General features: G+C 41.0%; 26 protein-coding genes. 7 read left to right on the top strand and 19 right to left on the bottom strand.

Translation table 11 applies throughout. The features are described from left to right. Nucleotides 1-95 precede the first annotated feature (95 nt). The 6 genes from ACFOZY_RS00705 to ACFOZY_RS00680 form a co-directional block, all read right to left on the bottom strand. On the bottom strand, nt 96-515 hold the full coding sequence (locus ACFOZY_RS00705; protein WP_378151179.1) for a hypothetical protein: 420 nt from the start codon (nt 513-515) through the stop codon (nt 96-98). A gap of 164 nt (nt 516-679) precedes the next feature. Further along, nucleotides 680-1543 (bottom strand): phosphotransferase family protein, encoded by an 864-nt coding sequence (locus tag ACFOZY_RS00700; protein ID WP_378151177.1) that lies wholly within the window; start codon nt 1541-1543, stop codon nt 680-682. An 89-nt stretch (nt 1544-1632) separates the two neighbouring features. After that, complete coding sequence (locus ACFOZY_RS00695) at nt 1633-2052, bottom strand: DUF4275 family protein (protein WP_378151175.1); 420 nt, start codon at nt 2050-2052, stop codon at nt 1633-1635. Nucleotides 2053-2161: 109 nt separating this feature from the next. Next, nucleotides 2162-2344, bottom strand: coding sequence for a hypothetical protein (locus tag ACFOZY_RS00690; protein WP_378151173.1), 183 nt, complete (start codon nt 2342-2344; stop codon nt 2162-2164). Nucleotides 2345-2516: 172 nt separating this feature from the next. Beyond that, complete coding sequence (locus tag ACFOZY_RS00685) at nt 2517-2741, bottom strand: hypothetical protein (protein WP_378151171.1); 225 nt, start codon at nt 2739-2741, stop codon at nt 2517-2519. A gap of 5 nt (nt 2742-2746) precedes the next feature. Further along, entirely contained in the window at nt 2747-3244 is a 498-nt protein-coding gene (locus ACFOZY_RS00680) for a hypothetical protein (RefSeq protein ID WP_378151169.1), read from the bottom strand. Nucleotides 3245-3330: 86 nt separating this feature from the next. On the opposite strand from ACFOZY_RS00680, the gene ACFOZY_RS00675 reads away from it, so the two are divergent. Further along, complete coding sequence (locus ACFOZY_RS00675) at nt 3331-3651, top strand: ArsR/SmtB family transcription factor (RefSeq protein WP_378151167.1); 321 nt, start codon at nt 3331-3333, stop codon at nt 3649-3651. A gap of 22 nt (nt 3652-3673) precedes the next feature. Further along, entirely contained in the window at nt 3674-3904 is a 231-nt protein-coding gene (locus ACFOZY_RS00670; RefSeq protein ID WP_378151165.1) for a hypothetical protein, read from the top strand. 54 nt (nt 3905-3958) lie between these two features. Here ACFOZY_RS00670 and ACFOZY_RS00665 read toward each other — a convergent pair whose 3' ends face one another. Together ACFOZY_RS00665 and ACFOZY_RS00660 are read right to left on the bottom strand one after the other, a co-directional pair. After that, nucleotides 3959-4147 (bottom strand): hypothetical protein, encoded by a 189-nt coding sequence (locus tag ACFOZY_RS00665; protein WP_378151163.1) that lies wholly within the window; start codon nt 4145-4147, stop codon nt 3959-3961. Between the two features lie 15 nt (nt 4148-4162). After that, nucleotides 4163-4342, bottom strand: a complete 180-nt coding sequence (locus ACFOZY_RS00660) for a hypothetical protein (protein WP_378151161.1) — start codon at nt 4340-4342, stop codon at nt 4163-4165. Between the two features lie 133 nt (nt 4343-4475). Here ACFOZY_RS00660 and ACFOZY_RS00655 point away from each other — a divergent pair, with 133 nt between their 5' ends. Next, a complete protein-coding gene (locus ACFOZY_RS00655) occupies nt 4476-4850 on the top strand; it encodes a VOC family protein (protein ID WP_378151159.1) in 375 nt (124 codons plus the stop codon). A 78-nt stretch (nt 4851-4928) separates the two neighbouring features. On the opposite strand, the gene ACFOZY_RS00650 is transcribed toward ACFOZY_RS00655, so the two are convergent. Genes ACFOZY_RS00650 through ACFOZY_RS00640 form a run of 3 tightly spaced genes read right to left on the bottom strand, consistent with a single transcriptional unit; the run spans nt 4929 to nt 5878 of the window. Beyond that, nucleotides 4929-5249 (bottom strand): DUF3784 domain-containing protein, encoded by a 321-nt coding sequence (locus ACFOZY_RS00650; RefSeq protein ID WP_378151157.1) that lies wholly within the window; start codon nt 5247-5249, stop codon nt 4929-4931. 20 nt (nt 5250-5269) lie between these two features. Beyond that, entirely contained in the window at nt 5270-5440 is a 171-nt protein-coding gene (locus ACFOZY_RS00645; RefSeq protein WP_378151155.1) for a hypothetical protein, read from the bottom strand. A gap of 21 nt (nt 5441-5461) precedes the next feature. Further along, entirely contained in the window at nt 5462-5878 is a 417-nt protein-coding gene (locus ACFOZY_RS00640) for a membrane lipoprotein lipid attachment site-containing protein (protein ID WP_378151153.1), read from the bottom strand. Between the two features lie 115 nt (nt 5879-5993). Between ACFOZY_RS00640 and ACFOZY_RS00635 the strand changes: the two genes are divergently transcribed. Then, nucleotides 5994-6176, top strand: a complete 183-nt coding sequence (locus ACFOZY_RS00635) for a hypothetical protein (protein WP_378151151.1) — start codon at nt 5994-5996, stop codon at nt 6174-6176. An 88-nt stretch (nt 6177-6264) separates the two neighbouring features. Here ACFOZY_RS00635 and ACFOZY_RS00630 read toward each other — a convergent pair whose 3' ends face one another. The 4 genes from ACFOZY_RS00630 to ACFOZY_RS00615 all read right to left on the bottom strand — a co-directional run bounded on the left by ACFOZY_RS00630 (nt 6265) and on the right by ACFOZY_RS00615 (nt 8156). After that, complete coding sequence (locus tag ACFOZY_RS00630; RefSeq protein WP_378151149.1) at nt 6265-7098, bottom strand: alpha/beta fold hydrolase; 834 nt, start codon at nt 7096-7098, stop codon at nt 6265-6267. Nucleotides 7099-7208: 110 nt separating this feature from the next. Next, a complete protein-coding gene (locus tag ACFOZY_RS00625; protein WP_378151147.1) occupies nt 7209-7394 on the bottom strand; it encodes a hypothetical protein in 186 nt (61 codons plus the stop codon). A gap of 76 nt (nt 7395-7470) precedes the next feature. After that, a complete protein-coding gene (locus ACFOZY_RS00620; RefSeq protein ID WP_378151145.1) occupies nt 7471-7950 on the bottom strand; it encodes a hypothetical protein in 480 nt (159 codons plus the stop codon). Beyond that, nucleotides 7947-8156 (bottom strand): helix-turn-helix transcriptional regulator, encoded by a 210-nt coding sequence (locus ACFOZY_RS00615; protein ID WP_378151143.1) that lies wholly within the window; start codon nt 8154-8156, stop codon nt 7947-7949. The genes ACFOZY_RS00620 and ACFOZY_RS00615 overlap by 4 nt, the downstream gene beginning before the upstream one ends. 140 nt (nt 8157-8296) lie before the next feature. Here ACFOZY_RS00615 and ACFOZY_RS00610 point away from each other — a divergent pair, with 140 nt between their 5' ends. The 3 genes from ACFOZY_RS00610 (at nt 8297) to ACFOZY_RS00600 (ending at nt 11323) form a co-directional block, all read left to right on the top strand. Then, nucleotides 8297-9061, top strand: coding sequence for a MerR family transcriptional regulator (locus ACFOZY_RS00610; RefSeq protein WP_378151141.1), 765 nt, complete (start codon nt 8297-8299; stop codon nt 9059-9061). A gap of 261 nt (nt 9062-9322) precedes the next feature. Continuing rightward, nucleotides 9323-10537, top strand: a complete 1215-nt coding sequence (locus tag ACFOZY_RS00605) for a CynX/NimT family MFS transporter (RefSeq protein ID WP_378151139.1) — start codon at nt 9323-9325, stop codon at nt 10535-10537. A gap of 3 nt (nt 10538-10540) precedes the next feature. Continuing rightward, nucleotides 10541-11323, top strand: a complete 783-nt coding sequence (locus ACFOZY_RS00600) for an NRDE family protein (protein ID WP_378151137.1) — start codon at nt 10541-10543, stop codon at nt 11321-11323. A gap of 9 nt (nt 11324-11332) precedes the next feature. Here ACFOZY_RS00600 and ACFOZY_RS00595 read toward each other — a convergent pair whose 3' ends face one another. The 4 genes from ACFOZY_RS00595 to ACFOZY_RS00580 all read right to left on the bottom strand — a co-directional run bounded on the left by ACFOZY_RS00595 (nt 11333) and on the right by ACFOZY_RS00580 (nt 14121). Next, nucleotides 11333-12079 carry a class I SAM-dependent methyltransferase gene (locus ACFOZY_RS00595; protein WP_378151135.1) on the bottom strand — a complete coding sequence of 249 codons (747 nt, stop codon included), beginning with the start codon at nt 12077-12079 and terminating at the stop codon, nt 11333-11335. 80 nt (nt 12080-12159) lie between these two features. Beyond that, a complete protein-coding gene (locus tag ACFOZY_RS00590) occupies nt 12160-12345 on the bottom strand; it encodes an aspartyl-phosphate phosphatase Spo0E family protein (RefSeq protein WP_378151133.1) in 186 nt (61 codons plus the stop codon). Between the two features lie 229 nt (nt 12346-12574). After that, nucleotides 12575-13573 carry an LLM class flavin-dependent oxidoreductase gene (locus ACFOZY_RS00585; protein WP_378151130.1) on the bottom strand — a complete coding sequence of 333 codons (999 nt, stop codon included), beginning with the start codon at nt 13571-13573 and terminating at the stop codon, nt 12575-12577. Between the two features lie 323 nt (nt 13574-13896). Next, entirely contained in the window at nt 13897-14121 is a 225-nt protein-coding gene (locus ACFOZY_RS00580; protein ID WP_378151128.1) for a hypothetical protein, read from the bottom strand. Between the last annotated feature and the right edge of the window lie 25 nt (nt 14122-14146).

Below are 14146 nucleotides of genomic sequence, written 5' to 3'. Positions count from 1 at the left end.
CAGTTTACTAACTTCAACAGAAGATACACTAATCCTTTAGGTCAACACCACCGTTAGTTAAAAAGTGAGATATTGCCCCTTTGTGGCATTATCAACTATGCCCCAACCCCTGCAAAATGGGTTTCCTCACCATTCTTAAAAACTTTCAGGTACTCATATTCCCCTTTAATTTTTATCTTGTATAACTTATATGTATCTTCTTCCCCGTCGGAAGTAGACACATCATTCACGTAAATGTTGATTGAATTTTCGTCTGTTTTGATATCGATATCACCAAAGCCTCTTCCATCATCCAAAAAATCTTGATTAAGATACAAATAGCGATTTTTTGTATCGTTGACTATATAAATCCCGGTGTCTGGATCTTGAAGATTATTTTCCACATTCTGAATAAAATTTTTCACCATGTCATTTGCTTTTTCTAAATCAATTTCTGAAATAGTAATTTTGTCTCCTCCGCATCCACTTACAATGCCGCCGAAAACTATTAAAATTAGTAATAATGATCGCTTCAAATTTCTTCCACTCCTTTGTTTGTTATTACTGCAACCTTCAAAGTTCTGCTCAATTGTTGAACACAAGTTTACATACTTTTAATCAATAAGATTATGAGACACCTACTTAATAAGCAAGCTTTGTAATAGTGATTCAAAATGGAACGGCATTCTCTACTACTAAATTAGCGATAGTTTTTAATCCCAGCCTCGAAGGCTTCTTCGTCATTATGTTCAATCCCATGCAGTGCTTCTTGAAGGGCGAATGTACTTCGGTAAAATTTAACCCGCTCCGAAATTTCTTCACCATTTGGGTAAAGTGACAGACATAAGCGATAGAAATCTTCACCGAAGCTTGAGAGAATCCCAGCTAAATCGTATGCTGGGTCACCTAATCCGGAACCTCCAAAGTCGATGACACCTGTAATTTCCTTTAACGTTGGGTCCCATAATATATTGGAAGAACCAAAGTCTCCATGTATAAGTGCCGTTTCTATTTCACGGTTATTTTCAAGGAAATCCTTGAAAGAAAGCGTAATTTCTTCTTTGGCATCCGCACGCATAAATGAGAAGAGCTTCTCCTGTATTTTCTTATGCATCTCAGCCATCACCTCAATCGGATGATGTTCCTTTAACCCGATCTCCACTAACTCGATTTTCGGTATGGAGTGCAGTTCCTTTAAGAAGGTTGTAAGCTGTTCTGCAATTTCTCGCTTCAACTTTGCGTCTTTGATTTCATAAAAACTTTCCTTCCAAAAAGGAACCCCTTCAATAATTTCGTAACCGACAAATACCTTTCCAACTTCCGGCTCATCAAAAGATTGATACTTAAACTTAGGCGTCGGTAGAGAGACAAATTTTCTCACCCGGTTTAATATTTCTTTTTCTTCCGCTAAACGTTCTATTCCATTTTGATATTTTGGGAAACGGAAGATTAGTGAGTCATTGATCACGAGTACGTCATTATTCTGACCGATGTCATTCGGGGTAGCGGTCTGGATTTGTAATTCAGAGTATATTTGGTTGATTCGTTCTATGTAATTTTTCATAAGTGTTTGTCCTTTTAATTTTTTATATGCCTTTTGGGCAGATGATAGTAAGATTATACGTTGCCGAATTGGCGATGCCCTTTCTTCTTTTAAGGCAGTTGATAGAAATACGGCCCACATACGGATTCATGTGTCTTTACAAATGTCCATGTAAAATCTTCATCGACTACATAGATATCCGTTTCTTCTCCAAGGTCTTCCACCTTTAGCGATTCTGCATTCAATAGTTCAAAACTTACAATATGATGCTGGGAAAATAAATAACAATTCTTCTTTTCCATTTGATCAAAGGCTGCCTCCGCCTCATCCTTCTCCAGGCACTTTAGTGCTCCAAAACTGAATATATGCCATAGGAATCGGTTGAAATAGATGTCCTTCTTCGTCTTGTCGTCGATGCCGGCAGCAAAGCGTTCTTCCCATTTCTCCCTGAAGTGTTGTCCATCCAGTTCTTCCTCTACCTTCATTCCTTTATTGATGAGGTGTTGGACAAACTTTAGTTTCTCCTCCATGCTTTCAGCCATCATCAATAGTTCTAAGGCTTTTTCTTCCGGAAGTCGCTCGACTATCTCACTAATTTGTTTTTTATAAGTAGATTTAATAGTAATCTTCCCCTTTTGATTAATTTGTACAGGCTCGGACGATTAGCAGCAATACAACAACGATAGCCAGTGAAACACTATTCAATAAGCATCCTCTGCCAGGTGAACCAGTATGGGCTTGGGACCAAGCATTATTCAAAGCCCCGCCCGGGTTATTCCGTTGTTCTTTGTATTTCAACTCATCCCGTTGTTTCTCGGACATACTCATCCTCCTTAAGTGTTGAGAGTGTTCGAGTACCAAATCATCTCTATTATCTTTAGAAATATTAGATGGGGCAAATAATTCACGGAGAAGAAAGTGTTCGTTATCATGCCGCATCTAACCTTAGCATCCCAACCCTTCAACAAAGTTCATATACAGTCACCCTTCCTCATCAACCTTTGTCTTTTTTCTTCTTTCGATATCGGTACCTCCATATGTAATAGAAGGCATAACTCAACATTAGTAGGACGTAAGGGGCTACTCGGAACCCAAAATGATCAGCTTCCTCTGCAAAATAAAGTAGAATGAATCCCACTACAACTGTCGGCACCATAATGAAAGCCCACATCCGAATTTCCTTATTTTTAAAGCTCAGTTCAATACGATCGCTGCTCATATTTATCACTCCAATACTTCCGACCACTCAAAGGTATATACTTTACTCTCATTCTCTTTAATGATCGCGAAGAAATAATTGCCCTTTTTGTCTTCCTTGTAATAGAACGAGTCTCCTATCTGTGGGTCAGGTGAATTTTCTTCGAACAAGTTAATTAATTCATTCTCTTTAACATAATCAATATCGTGAATTGCTCGAGTCTGAAACACAAGTATTTCTCGTTGTAGATCTTCTAAATTTTCTTCCGTTATTATCTTTAGACCTGTAACTTTTGAGAAATCTTCCGAATCCTTGTAAATGAGTACGTTAAATTTCGCCCGATTATCTTCCGGATGAGGCTGCGCTCCCAACACGATTTCCTGTGCCATTGCGTTTGGCAACTTTAGCCCCCATTCGTCACCGTAAAACCCAAATCGTTCTTCCGATGAAGCAGTAAACAAGTTGCCCATCAAAATAAAGAAGAAGGCGATGAATGCCCCTCCCCATATAAACCATTTCCCCAATTAGAACCCTCCCTTATTAGTGATTCAAGAATTTATTTCCAACAAAATATTGACTCGTTATAATACCTGTAATAAAATACTTACATATGAAACATTTTGATACTGGTGATGAGTTGCTCCTGGTTTTAGAGGCTTTATCGAACCCTCAACGTTTAAAAATTATTGCAGTGTTATCGGAAGGAAGGCAGTACGTCAGCCACCTTGCACGCGAGCTTGGCATCAGCAGACCCCTATTGTATCTGCACCTACAAAAGCTGGAGGAGGCGAATCTGGTTTCAACGGATATGGAAATTTTAGAAACGGGCCAAGCTGCAAAGTATTATCAGTTAACTCCGTTTCACTTGGAGTTGAATGAAACAATCATTCACGCTCTTTCTTCTTCCTTAACGATGAAGAAAAAGAAATAACTACATTCTAAGAGGTGTTTTTATGAGTTCTGTTACATTATTCGGGTTATTACCATTATTAATGTCTTTGCTTCCCATCATTGTTTTCGTACTGATTGTAATTTTTGTAGTCAAAACAGTGAAACGCTTTGAACAACGTGCCGATGAGAAACTAACTTTAGAAAGAGAAAATAATCGACTCTTGCAATCCAAAGTCAATGACTTGGAGGAACGGTTAGTTGTCATCGAAAAGATGCTGAAAGAAGTAGAATAGCGACTAATGCAAAGCACTCTATCACTATGGAGTGCTTTGTTCATTTCCCTGATATCAAAACATTGGATTTTGGTGATTGTATCGATCCACTTCGCGTAAAGCATCTGCTTCTGCCATATTCTGATTTAACGAGTTCTCAGCCTTTGAGCGGTCATATTTCCTGCCGCTAAGACGATCCACAAGAAACCCTCCTACAATTAGTAGCGCAATCGCACCCCAAAATATCCACATGAACCATTGCATATAAAATCCTCCTCGTTAAAAATTCGAATACGTAATCAGCACAGCTAATAGAGAAAGAACTGCCATCGACAGCAAAATGATACCTGCTGAAACATTGGCATTGCTACGATGCCAGTCTCGTTTAATAAGGTAGAGACCACCCACGGTCGATAGAATGGCGATTACTATAAATACAATTACAATTAAATTCAACACTGAAGCAGTCCCCCCTTTTTCCTTTCTACGTATGAAACCACCATTTTGTTCCATGAATGGAACAAAAATTTTGAATATTTTTTATGAATTTCTATGATAATGTAGAAAGTAAACAGCTAGGAGGTTATAGTTAATGACACAACAAATCCACACTTTCCTTATGTTTGAGGGGAAGGCAAAAGAAGCAATCGACCTTTATATTGAGGTGTTCGGAGGAGAAATTGTGAATTTGATCCCGAATGAAACCGGTGGCGTCATGCACGCAATCTTTAGTATTAAAGGACAGGAATTCATGGCGATCGATAGTTCTGTTCATCATGAATTTACGTTTACTCCTGCCATTTCCATGATGGTTGCTTGCGAATCGGAAGAGGAAATTGACCGCGTGTATGCTCGTCTGGCCGATGGAGGCTTAGAGTTAATGGCTCTGGGAGACCTTCCTGGTTTCAAGAAATTCGGCTGGGTGCAGGACAAGTTCGGAGTATCTTGGCAATTGACGTGGTCTTAAGGCTTATTGAACTGCATGTTAGTACTTATTGTTCAAAAACGAAGGACTTCAAAAACCATTTGAAGTCCTTCGAAAATTTTAGCTTTTTTTAAACCGATTCCCCGTATTTATGTACACCAATATAAATACAATAAGGCCAGCAAATAACACCATACCAATGATAAATAATAGTTGAATTTCTAACAAATCACTCAGTGCCCATAAAAATATGCTAAAACTTAACCCATACATCATTTTCCCCATGAATTTACACAAGGTCACTTCATCGTATTTCGCCTTCTCACTGGCTGACATGGTGTTATAACCTGCAATCAGGAATGCACCTTTTCCTTTAGACAAGTAAATTCCAAGGATTAAGAAAGCAATAACCATAATTAAATTAATGATTACACCAACCATTTTTTTACCTCCTAAAGATCTTAACTGTCTTTCTGTTTCCCTTGATTAACAAAAAAGTACATGCTGCTTCCCATGGTCATTCCACCGAAAATCCCCATGATCATGCCAGGTATTTCCCAAATAGTAGATATGTATATTCCGGTCATAAACAAAATTAATCCGATAAGAAATAGAACCATCTGTATTTTCATATACAATCTCCCTTTAGCTAACTATTGAACTTCAAATTTAATTAGTTCCTGCAATTTCGACGCATATTCCTTTTTTAGTTTTCCGATTCGGGCGTTGTGGGAATCGATGAGTGTAGCTGTCTGATCAGAATTGAACCAGATTTGAATCGGTCTGATTGATTCCGGCATCCCTTCTTCAACAGTAAAAAATAGATGCAAAATCATGTCCGGCTCTCTCGCCATTTCGGCTTTCCCATCTTCCCAGCTAATCTCCTGGAGGATTTGAATTAATTCATTTACTTCTTCTTCTCCTTCAATGACGGATTCAAAATATGTATTATCCTCATATTCAACATCTACACGGGTAAGCTGATCGAGTGTGGGTTCCTTAGCGGGTCCAGGAAGAATACAACCAGTCAATAGGAATAGCGCGAATAAAAGAACGATGGTTTTTTTCATGAAATAGGTACCGTTAAGAGATGAATCTACAGAGATTCTGCTCTCCCTTTCATTTTGATTTCCGAATAATCTCCCTTATTCTGCACAACCTAAGGTTTGAGGGAGGTGAACCACCATGGCAAACAACCGTAACGAACGTAACCGAAATAACAATAACATTACTAACCCAAACAACGATTTGAATAACCGCGCTGAGTTCGCAGAGGATTTCGATTTGAATGTAGAGGATATTAATCGCTCGGAAGAACCTGACCGTGAGTTGAATAAATTACGCAATAAAGCGGATAACGATTGCTAACATACATCGAGGCGGGAGCAAAGAGCTCTCGCCTTTTTATTTGCAATATTTATTTGCAATTGGGTTTTTTATTGTTTGCAAGTTTCCTCTATTTATTTGCAAATTTAATGATCTCTGCTGCCACCTTCTCAGGTTCATCCCATTGGAGCATATGCCCCGCTTCAATAGGAATGACGGTAACTCCTGAAATTTCTTTTTTCATTTTCAGAATGCCCACTTCTCTCGCTGCATCCAAATCATGAGGTCGAGTCGCATGAATAAGTAGAACCCGAACATCGATCTGTGGATAGGCATCGAGAAACGATTCGGTGAAAAAGGATTTTATAATAGAAAGTACGGTGAATTTGGTTGCAATCAATTGATGATCATCGGTAAAGATTGTCGTAACCGACTGTTCAATTTCAGGCGTCCAGTTTTTTGTATATCCCCTGTATTCCTGAAATATTTCTTCTCTATTCTGATACTTGGCATTGTCCATGTACTGATTCCAGCCTTGATATGCAACCTCGAAAGTCATCCCTTCCTGTAAGTGCGGGAAAGTGAATGCCCCATCCAACAATATTAGTCCCTTTACCATTTCAGGATAATACTTTGTAAAATGTAGTGCGACATCCGCCCCCCATGAATGACCTGCCAAATAGAAAGACTTCAGATTTAAGTGCGCAAATAGATTTTTGTACCACTTCGCCAAATTGGAAAATAAATAATCAGACTCCTGATCCAAAGAATCACTCAATCCATGACCAGGCTGATCAATAGCAATAATTCGAAAGTGTTCGGACAAATACTTTTGAAGGACAGAAAAACTATAAAAAGCACTTCCTGCAAGACCGTGCAGGCAGACCAAAACAGGTCGATCCTCTTCTCCCCATTCCGTATAACTGACCGTTTTTCCTTCGACTTCGATTGTGTGATGAATCATACGAACCCCTCCATCTACAGAATTCGACGGCAGCTAAATCATTTCCTTGTTGGGGGTGAACATAAGATTAATAATATGTTTTATCGATAACAAGTCTTTCATTCATCCAGTTAAGAGTTTTCACAAGTTATAGGTGACCAAAAGTTCTCTTTTTTCATCACAACTTTTCCTTTTGTATCAAAGTTCTCAAAGCACTGATCTATAATCAGTTGATCTGCTTGATAAATCCTATACTGGTTAAACATGAACCCGGTTAATGTTAGAATAACTACAATTCCGGCTATTGAAATCATCATTTTTAATTTACTTTTCTCCAACCATGCCCTCTCCCTTCGTTTTATATAGGTTTTTCTTTCTTAAGTTCCCGATTCCCTACTTCTGATATTCAATGCACCAGACGGCAGCATAGATTACCGTAGCAATAATGACGATAGCCCCCATCAGATAAATGGGTAGAGCGGGGAATGTTTGGAGCCAGGAATATGATGCGATTGTCATAATAGCAATAGCGATGAACGCTGTGTAGCCAATTGACGTATAGGCACTTTTAGTTGCTTTGCTTGTAATTACCACTTCTCGCTCATCGTTTTCTTCGTATTCTTCAAGCTGAAGCCTTACTGGGGAATTGCGTGATTTCTTCCATGACCAGAAACCTAAAATAATCCCCATAATCATGGTTAAAATTACAGGAACCATTGGAGGCTTAACATCGACATCGATTACCCTTCCTTCCGTAAGTGCTTGGTCAAACGCATCCATTTTGAGCAACCCAACATGAAACTCTCCAAAGGTGTATACAAATAATGCGATGAATATCACTTTTCCAGTCGAATAGATCAACACATTCTTCATTTCGCTTCCCCTTCCTTTTGAAAAATAGCTTCGATTGACTCATTGAACACTTCGGCAATATTCATGGCCAACAGCAGTGACGGGACGTATGTGCCTTTTTCAAGAGACACAATCGTCTGACGGGTCACTCCCACTTTTTCAGCCAAATCCTTTTGAGTTAGGTCATGTCTTGCACGATATTCCTTAATGCGGTTTTTTATTTCCACATGGTACCACTCCTTAGTTGCTATTAATGTAAAGTATTTTTTACTTTTTGTAAAGTATTTTTTACATTGTTTTGTTTAATTACCCATTGACCTTCACGTTGCGTTAAGGTTTAAGCTATAGGTGTGAGGGGGGTGCGGCAATGGAATACACCGTGAAGAAATTAGGCAAGCTGGCGGGCATCAGTCCCCGGACACTTCGATATTATGATGAAATCGGCTTATTACAGCCGGCTCGGATTAATTCCTCCGGCTATCGGATTTACGGGCAAGGGGAAGTGGATCGGCTCCAACAAATTTTGTTTTATAGGGAGCTCGGAGTTGAACTGGAGCAGATAAAAGAAATCCTTTCTTCGCCGGATTTTGATGCGACTTCAGCGCTATTGGAGCATAAAGAAAAGCTGGTTGAAAAACGGATGCAGTTGGATGCCTTAATTACCAATGTGGAAAAGACCATAAATCAAAAAGAAAGAGGGATTGTTATGTCAGATCAAGAGAAGTTCGAAGGATTCAAGAAGAAGATGATTGAGGAAAACGAAAAGAAATTCGGGAAAGAAGCCCGCGAAAAGTATGGTGACGATGCAATTAACAGATCGAATTCGAAACTGATGGGGGTCACACAAGAACAGTACGAAGCAGTAACGAAGCTACATGAAGAGTTCGCTAAAACTTTGAAGGCTGCATACGCCACTGGAGATGCTGCCAGTGAATTAGCGCAAAAAGCTGCAGAACTTCACAAACAGTGGCTAGCCTTCTACTGGGATTCCTATACACCGGAAGCCCACGCCGGCGTCGCACAAATGTATGTCGATGATGAAAGATTCACAGCCTTTTACGACAATATCCAACCTGGTTCGGCTCCGTTCTTGCGTGATGCGATCTTCATTTACACAGGTATGAAGAAGTAATTTCTTCGCCCTCCTATGGTTCCGGCCATGGAGGGTTTTTTGGTTGGAAACTTTTTAGATTTAGTTGGAAACTTTTGATGAATGGTTGGAAACTTTTGATGTTTAGTTGGAAACTTTCATTGCTTCGTTGGAAACCAATTCCACTTGGTTGGAAAACACCTTATATAGAATAGTCGGACCCCTTCCCGCTCTCACCATTGCCGAAATTTACCACGAATGATAGGCTAACAATAGAACTAACGTTACTTTCGGAGGCTTCTTATGACACGCCCAACCCATACATCACGCAAACTACATTTCGACCGAAATAAGTGGCTGCTTCTCATGGGAATCATTGCGATGGCATCGACACTTCGTTCACCTTTGACATCGGTCGGACCGCTTATTTCATTTATGATCGACCATTTGGGAATTTCCACGGTTTTAGCTGGATTCCTTACGACGATTCCTCTTATCGCATTCGCCATCGTATCGCCGTTTGCGCCTAAAATTTCACAGCGATTTGGTCTTGAGTTGACCTTATTCCTGTCCATTTGTTTGTTAGCTGTCGGCATTATCATCCGCTCGCTCGGTTCGACCCCTGCCCTACTTGCGGGGACTTTCCTGTTAGGGGTGGCCATCGCTTTCGGAAATGTGTTATTGCCAAGTTTAATAAAAACCCACTTTCCGCATCATATGGGTTTCATGACCGGCATTTATACGGTGTTCATGAATCTTGCTGCTTCCGTTGCAATCGGGATTAGCGTACCGCTCGCCAATATTGAAGTTTTTGACTGGAACGGGGCTCTCGGAGTATGGGCAGTGCTTGCCCTACTCGCAATTCTAATTTGGATTCCAATTATCCGACAACGTCGTACCCTAACGAAAGTTGAAGCACTGAAGCCTAAGACATCACATTCCCTTTGGCGTTCACCGCTCGCTTGGGCTGTTACGATATTCATGGGCGTCCAATCGTGGATTTTCTTTACGAATGCCGCTTGGATGCCGGCCGTGTTGGAATCACAAGGATATAGCGCGGCAACGGCCGGTTGGTTGTCGTCTCTCATTCAACTATCTCAGTTGCCAATGACGTTCATAGTGCCGGTTCTGGCAGGAAAGATGAAAGACCAACGTCTACTTGTCACCATTACAAGCCTTTTCCTACTTGCCGGATATATCGGAGTCATCTCTGAAATCACCTCACTCACGATCCTTTGGATGATACTCATGGGCTTTGGAGGAGGTGCTGGATTTGGTCTCGCGCTTATGTTTTTTACACTTCGGACCGAGACGCCCCAGGAGGCTGCGGACTTGTCCGGTATGGCTCAGTCCATCGGTTATCTTATAGCAGCACTGGGTCCTACCTTATTTGGAACCTTATTTGAAGTGACGGCAAGCTGGACATTTTCCCTTTCCTTGTTCCTTGTCGCGACACTTATTTTATTCCTTACGGGAATGAAAGCAGGGAAAGATGTTCTACTAAATGGAGGTCGTTAATAGATGTGTCTGATTAACTTCCAACTGCATGCACACCCGAAATACAAACTCGTTGTGGCCGCGAACCGCGACGAGTTTTACGGTCGTCCTACTGCACCTGCTGCGTTTTGGGAGGATGAACCAAATTTGTTGGCTGGCCGTGATTTGTTAGGAATGGGGACGTGGCTCGGGATTACGAAGAGTGGGCGATTCGCCGCGTTGACGAATTACCGGGATCCATCCGAAATCGCTGAAGGCAAAATCTCGCGTGGTGAAATCGTACGGGACTTCCTAACTGGGGATATGCACGCAGAGGAATATTTGAAGGAACTTCATGAAAATAAAGACCGCTATAACGGATTCAACCTAATTGTCGGTACACCTGATGAACTTTATTACTACAGCAATATCGCAGGAAAAGTCGAAAAGGTTCAACCAGGCACACATGGACTTAGTAATCATCTGCTCGATACCCCTTGGCCGAAAGTAGTGAAAGGGACGACTAACTTAAGGAAATATGCTGAACAGAATGCCGATCTCGCTCCTAAAGCGTTATTTGAAATCTTGGCAAACGCTGAACAGGCGAGCGATGAGGAATTACCTGAAACAGGGGTGGGCATTGATTTGGAGAGAAGCCTTTCTTCCCTATTCATCAGGATTCCGGACTACGGAACGCGGTGTTCAACCGTTGTTTTAGTGGACCAACAAAACCAAGTCACCTTTTCTGAACGGACTTATGAAAATGGGGAGTTCGTGAAAGACCGGACTTTTTCATTCCAGATAGAAGAAAGGAGCTTTCCCGATTAGGGAATGCTCCTATTTTCTTGCTACGATTATGAATCTGTGTTGTTTAGAAGTAATGAATCCTTGCTCCTTCACTATTTTCTCTAATTCCATCAAACGCTCAAAACTCTTTTCTACCGAGAACCCCGGGAACTCCCAATCGATGATGGAAGCAAAATACACGAGCGCACCCACATCGTAGAATTTCACTTCAGACAAGTATTCATCTGAATCCAATATTTCAAGGCCAGCTGACTCGATTAAACCAATATTGTTTTCAAGCGTATGTGATTTATATGGGCTTTCGGGCACATTGTCGATGAGGAATTCTGCCATTTCTCTATTGTCGGCGCCGCCGACCTGTTGAGTAATGAAAATTCCGCCCGGCTTCAAGACACGGTAAACTTCCTTTGGATCGAATGATTCGTGCCGATTCAGCACGATGTCGAATGACGCATCCGCAAATGTTAATCGGTCATCTTCGGTGACAAATTTCACCTTTATGCCAAGTGGGGCTAACTTTTCCACACATAGCTTGAAATTTGGTCGGTATCCTTCGGTGACAGACGTCTTCTCGTAAGGATGTCCGAGCTTGAGTAGAAACTCTCCCCCGCCAGTCCCCATATCAAGGAGTTCATGGTCGGACTTTAAATGAGTTCGAATGATTGTTTCATAATCCCACGGCAGCGGCTCTTCTTCCATTCGACCATCTAAATAGGAGAAGTCCCATCCTTCCATCCCCTTTTTTGACTCTTGAATCCATTTTTCTTTTAAATCCATTTGGATCACCCCTATACCACTATTCTACAGGAAGAAAAAAATCGTGGTCCAAAAAGGAACCACGATTTTACTTTATGTGTTTAAGCTGAGATGCCAAGGTATTTGTTGATGAGGATATCGAGTTCCTGGCTGTGTGCGACAACACGAGGATCTGTGAAGCCGTATAATTGGGCTTTCACATACATATCCTTCTTCTTCAATTCGATTTCGTCAATCAATCCCAATTTTTCTTCTTTCACGACAGTTCCTCCATCAAATTTGATCATCTATTGACAAGTTCTTTGATGTCGTATTTGTAAACGCAACATTTGCAATAATAACTCATGTCTTTTAAAAATGTTGTCGAATACTGGAAAAATTAAAACTTTCACAATTCTGTCACAAATACGGCATCTGAGCCTTCCTGATCGATGGATGTAAGTTTCATGAAGAATAGGAATGCTATTACCTTTTACTTATCCCTTTGTAACTACTGTTAAACCTCTTTTTTGAAAATTATTGCATCATTTCAGCTAAATATTTATAAGATTCAATCCGATCCTCATGATGATAGATTGGAGAGTTAATAATAATTTCATCCGCCTTTGTTTCCTCGATGAATTGTGTCAGCTGCTCCTTTACCTGATCTGGAGTACCAATGATAAACGAATTCGAGGACAGGCTTTGTTCAAAAGCAAAACGCTCGTCTTCATTCCAATCGGTATTCTCATCAATCGGTGGTTGGAACTTTCCTGGTTTCCCACGAATCAGTCCAAACATTTGCTGTTGTTGGGACGTTGCTAACCATCTTGCCTTTTCTGCAGTCTCAGCAGCGATTACATTTACGCCGAGCATAACATAAGGCTTGTCCAATTCTCCCGATGGCTCAAACAGATCACGGTAAATACGGATCGCCGGCATTGTATTTTGGTTCGAGAAATGGCTTGCGAATGAAAAACGTTTCCCCGTACGGGCAGCAAGCCGAGCACTAAAGTCGCTTGAACCTAATAGCCAGATGGGAATATCAAGTCCTTCACCCGGGTGAGCATGGACAAATCCTGTACCTGCGAAATAGCTTTCCAATTCTTGAACCATTTCCGGGAATTGCTCAGCAGAAGTGTTTAATGTGCGTCTAAGTGCATACGCCGTCGCATGATCACTCCCCGGCGCGCGTCCTAATCCTAAATCGATTCTTCCAGGATACAGCGATTCAAGCGTTCCGAATTGCTCAGCAATCACAAGTGCTGCATGGTTCGGCAGCATAATCCCGCCGGAACCCACACGGATTCGCTCCGTTGCGCCTGCAATATGGCCAATTAGTACGGACGTTGCAGAACTACCGATTCCCGGCATATTATGATGTTCCGCCAGCCAATAGCGATTGAATCCCCATCGATCGACGTGCTGTGCCAAATCCACACTATTCTTAAATGACTCGGTTGGAGTACTGCCTTCATTAATTGGTGATAAATCCAGAACGGATAATGGTATATTTTGAAACGATTTAACTGTCAAATTGGTTCACTCCTTTGATAAGAAATGATACCGCAATTGATGGATGGGTTCTAATAATTGGTTTTGGAAAATGTTGTTGCTTATTTATACGAGAGGTCTGGAGAATATAAGGGTATAGTGGAAAATATTTGATGGATATTTTCGTACACCAACATCTGTAGGGTGGATCTTTTGCGACTTCGGTGTAATGTTTTGCAGTTTAGAGTGAAACTTTTGCGGGTTTAGCTGAGCCTTTTGCGACTCGCATTTTAATGTGAAATGTTGCGGTTTAATGGCAAGCCGATACGAATCAAAAAAGACGGACCATAGTTGGTCCGCCTTGCTTATTTCTTCCGATTGGATTGCTGATCTTTTTTATGGTTTGTTGCGTTGTTCTTGTTCTTCACCTTAGCATCGAATTCAGCGGATAATTCTTCATTGAGGTTGTCATTCGGGTTGTTCTCATTGCTTAAAGTCTTTTCATCATGCTTGTAGACTTCGAACGGATTGTGGGTTCTCACATTCATTGTTTTTTTGCTGTTTTTATTGCTTGTCTTGAATTTGCCCATGGGACGTCACCTCCTAACCGTAATG

This window comes from Chungangia koreensis (genome assembly GCF_042651785.1).
In the GTDB taxonomy this organism is placed as follows: Bacteria; Bacillota; Bacilli; order Bacillales_A; family Planococcaceae; genus Chungangia; species Chungangia koreensis.
This window is presented reverse-complemented; position numbering and strand designations above follow the sequence as displayed.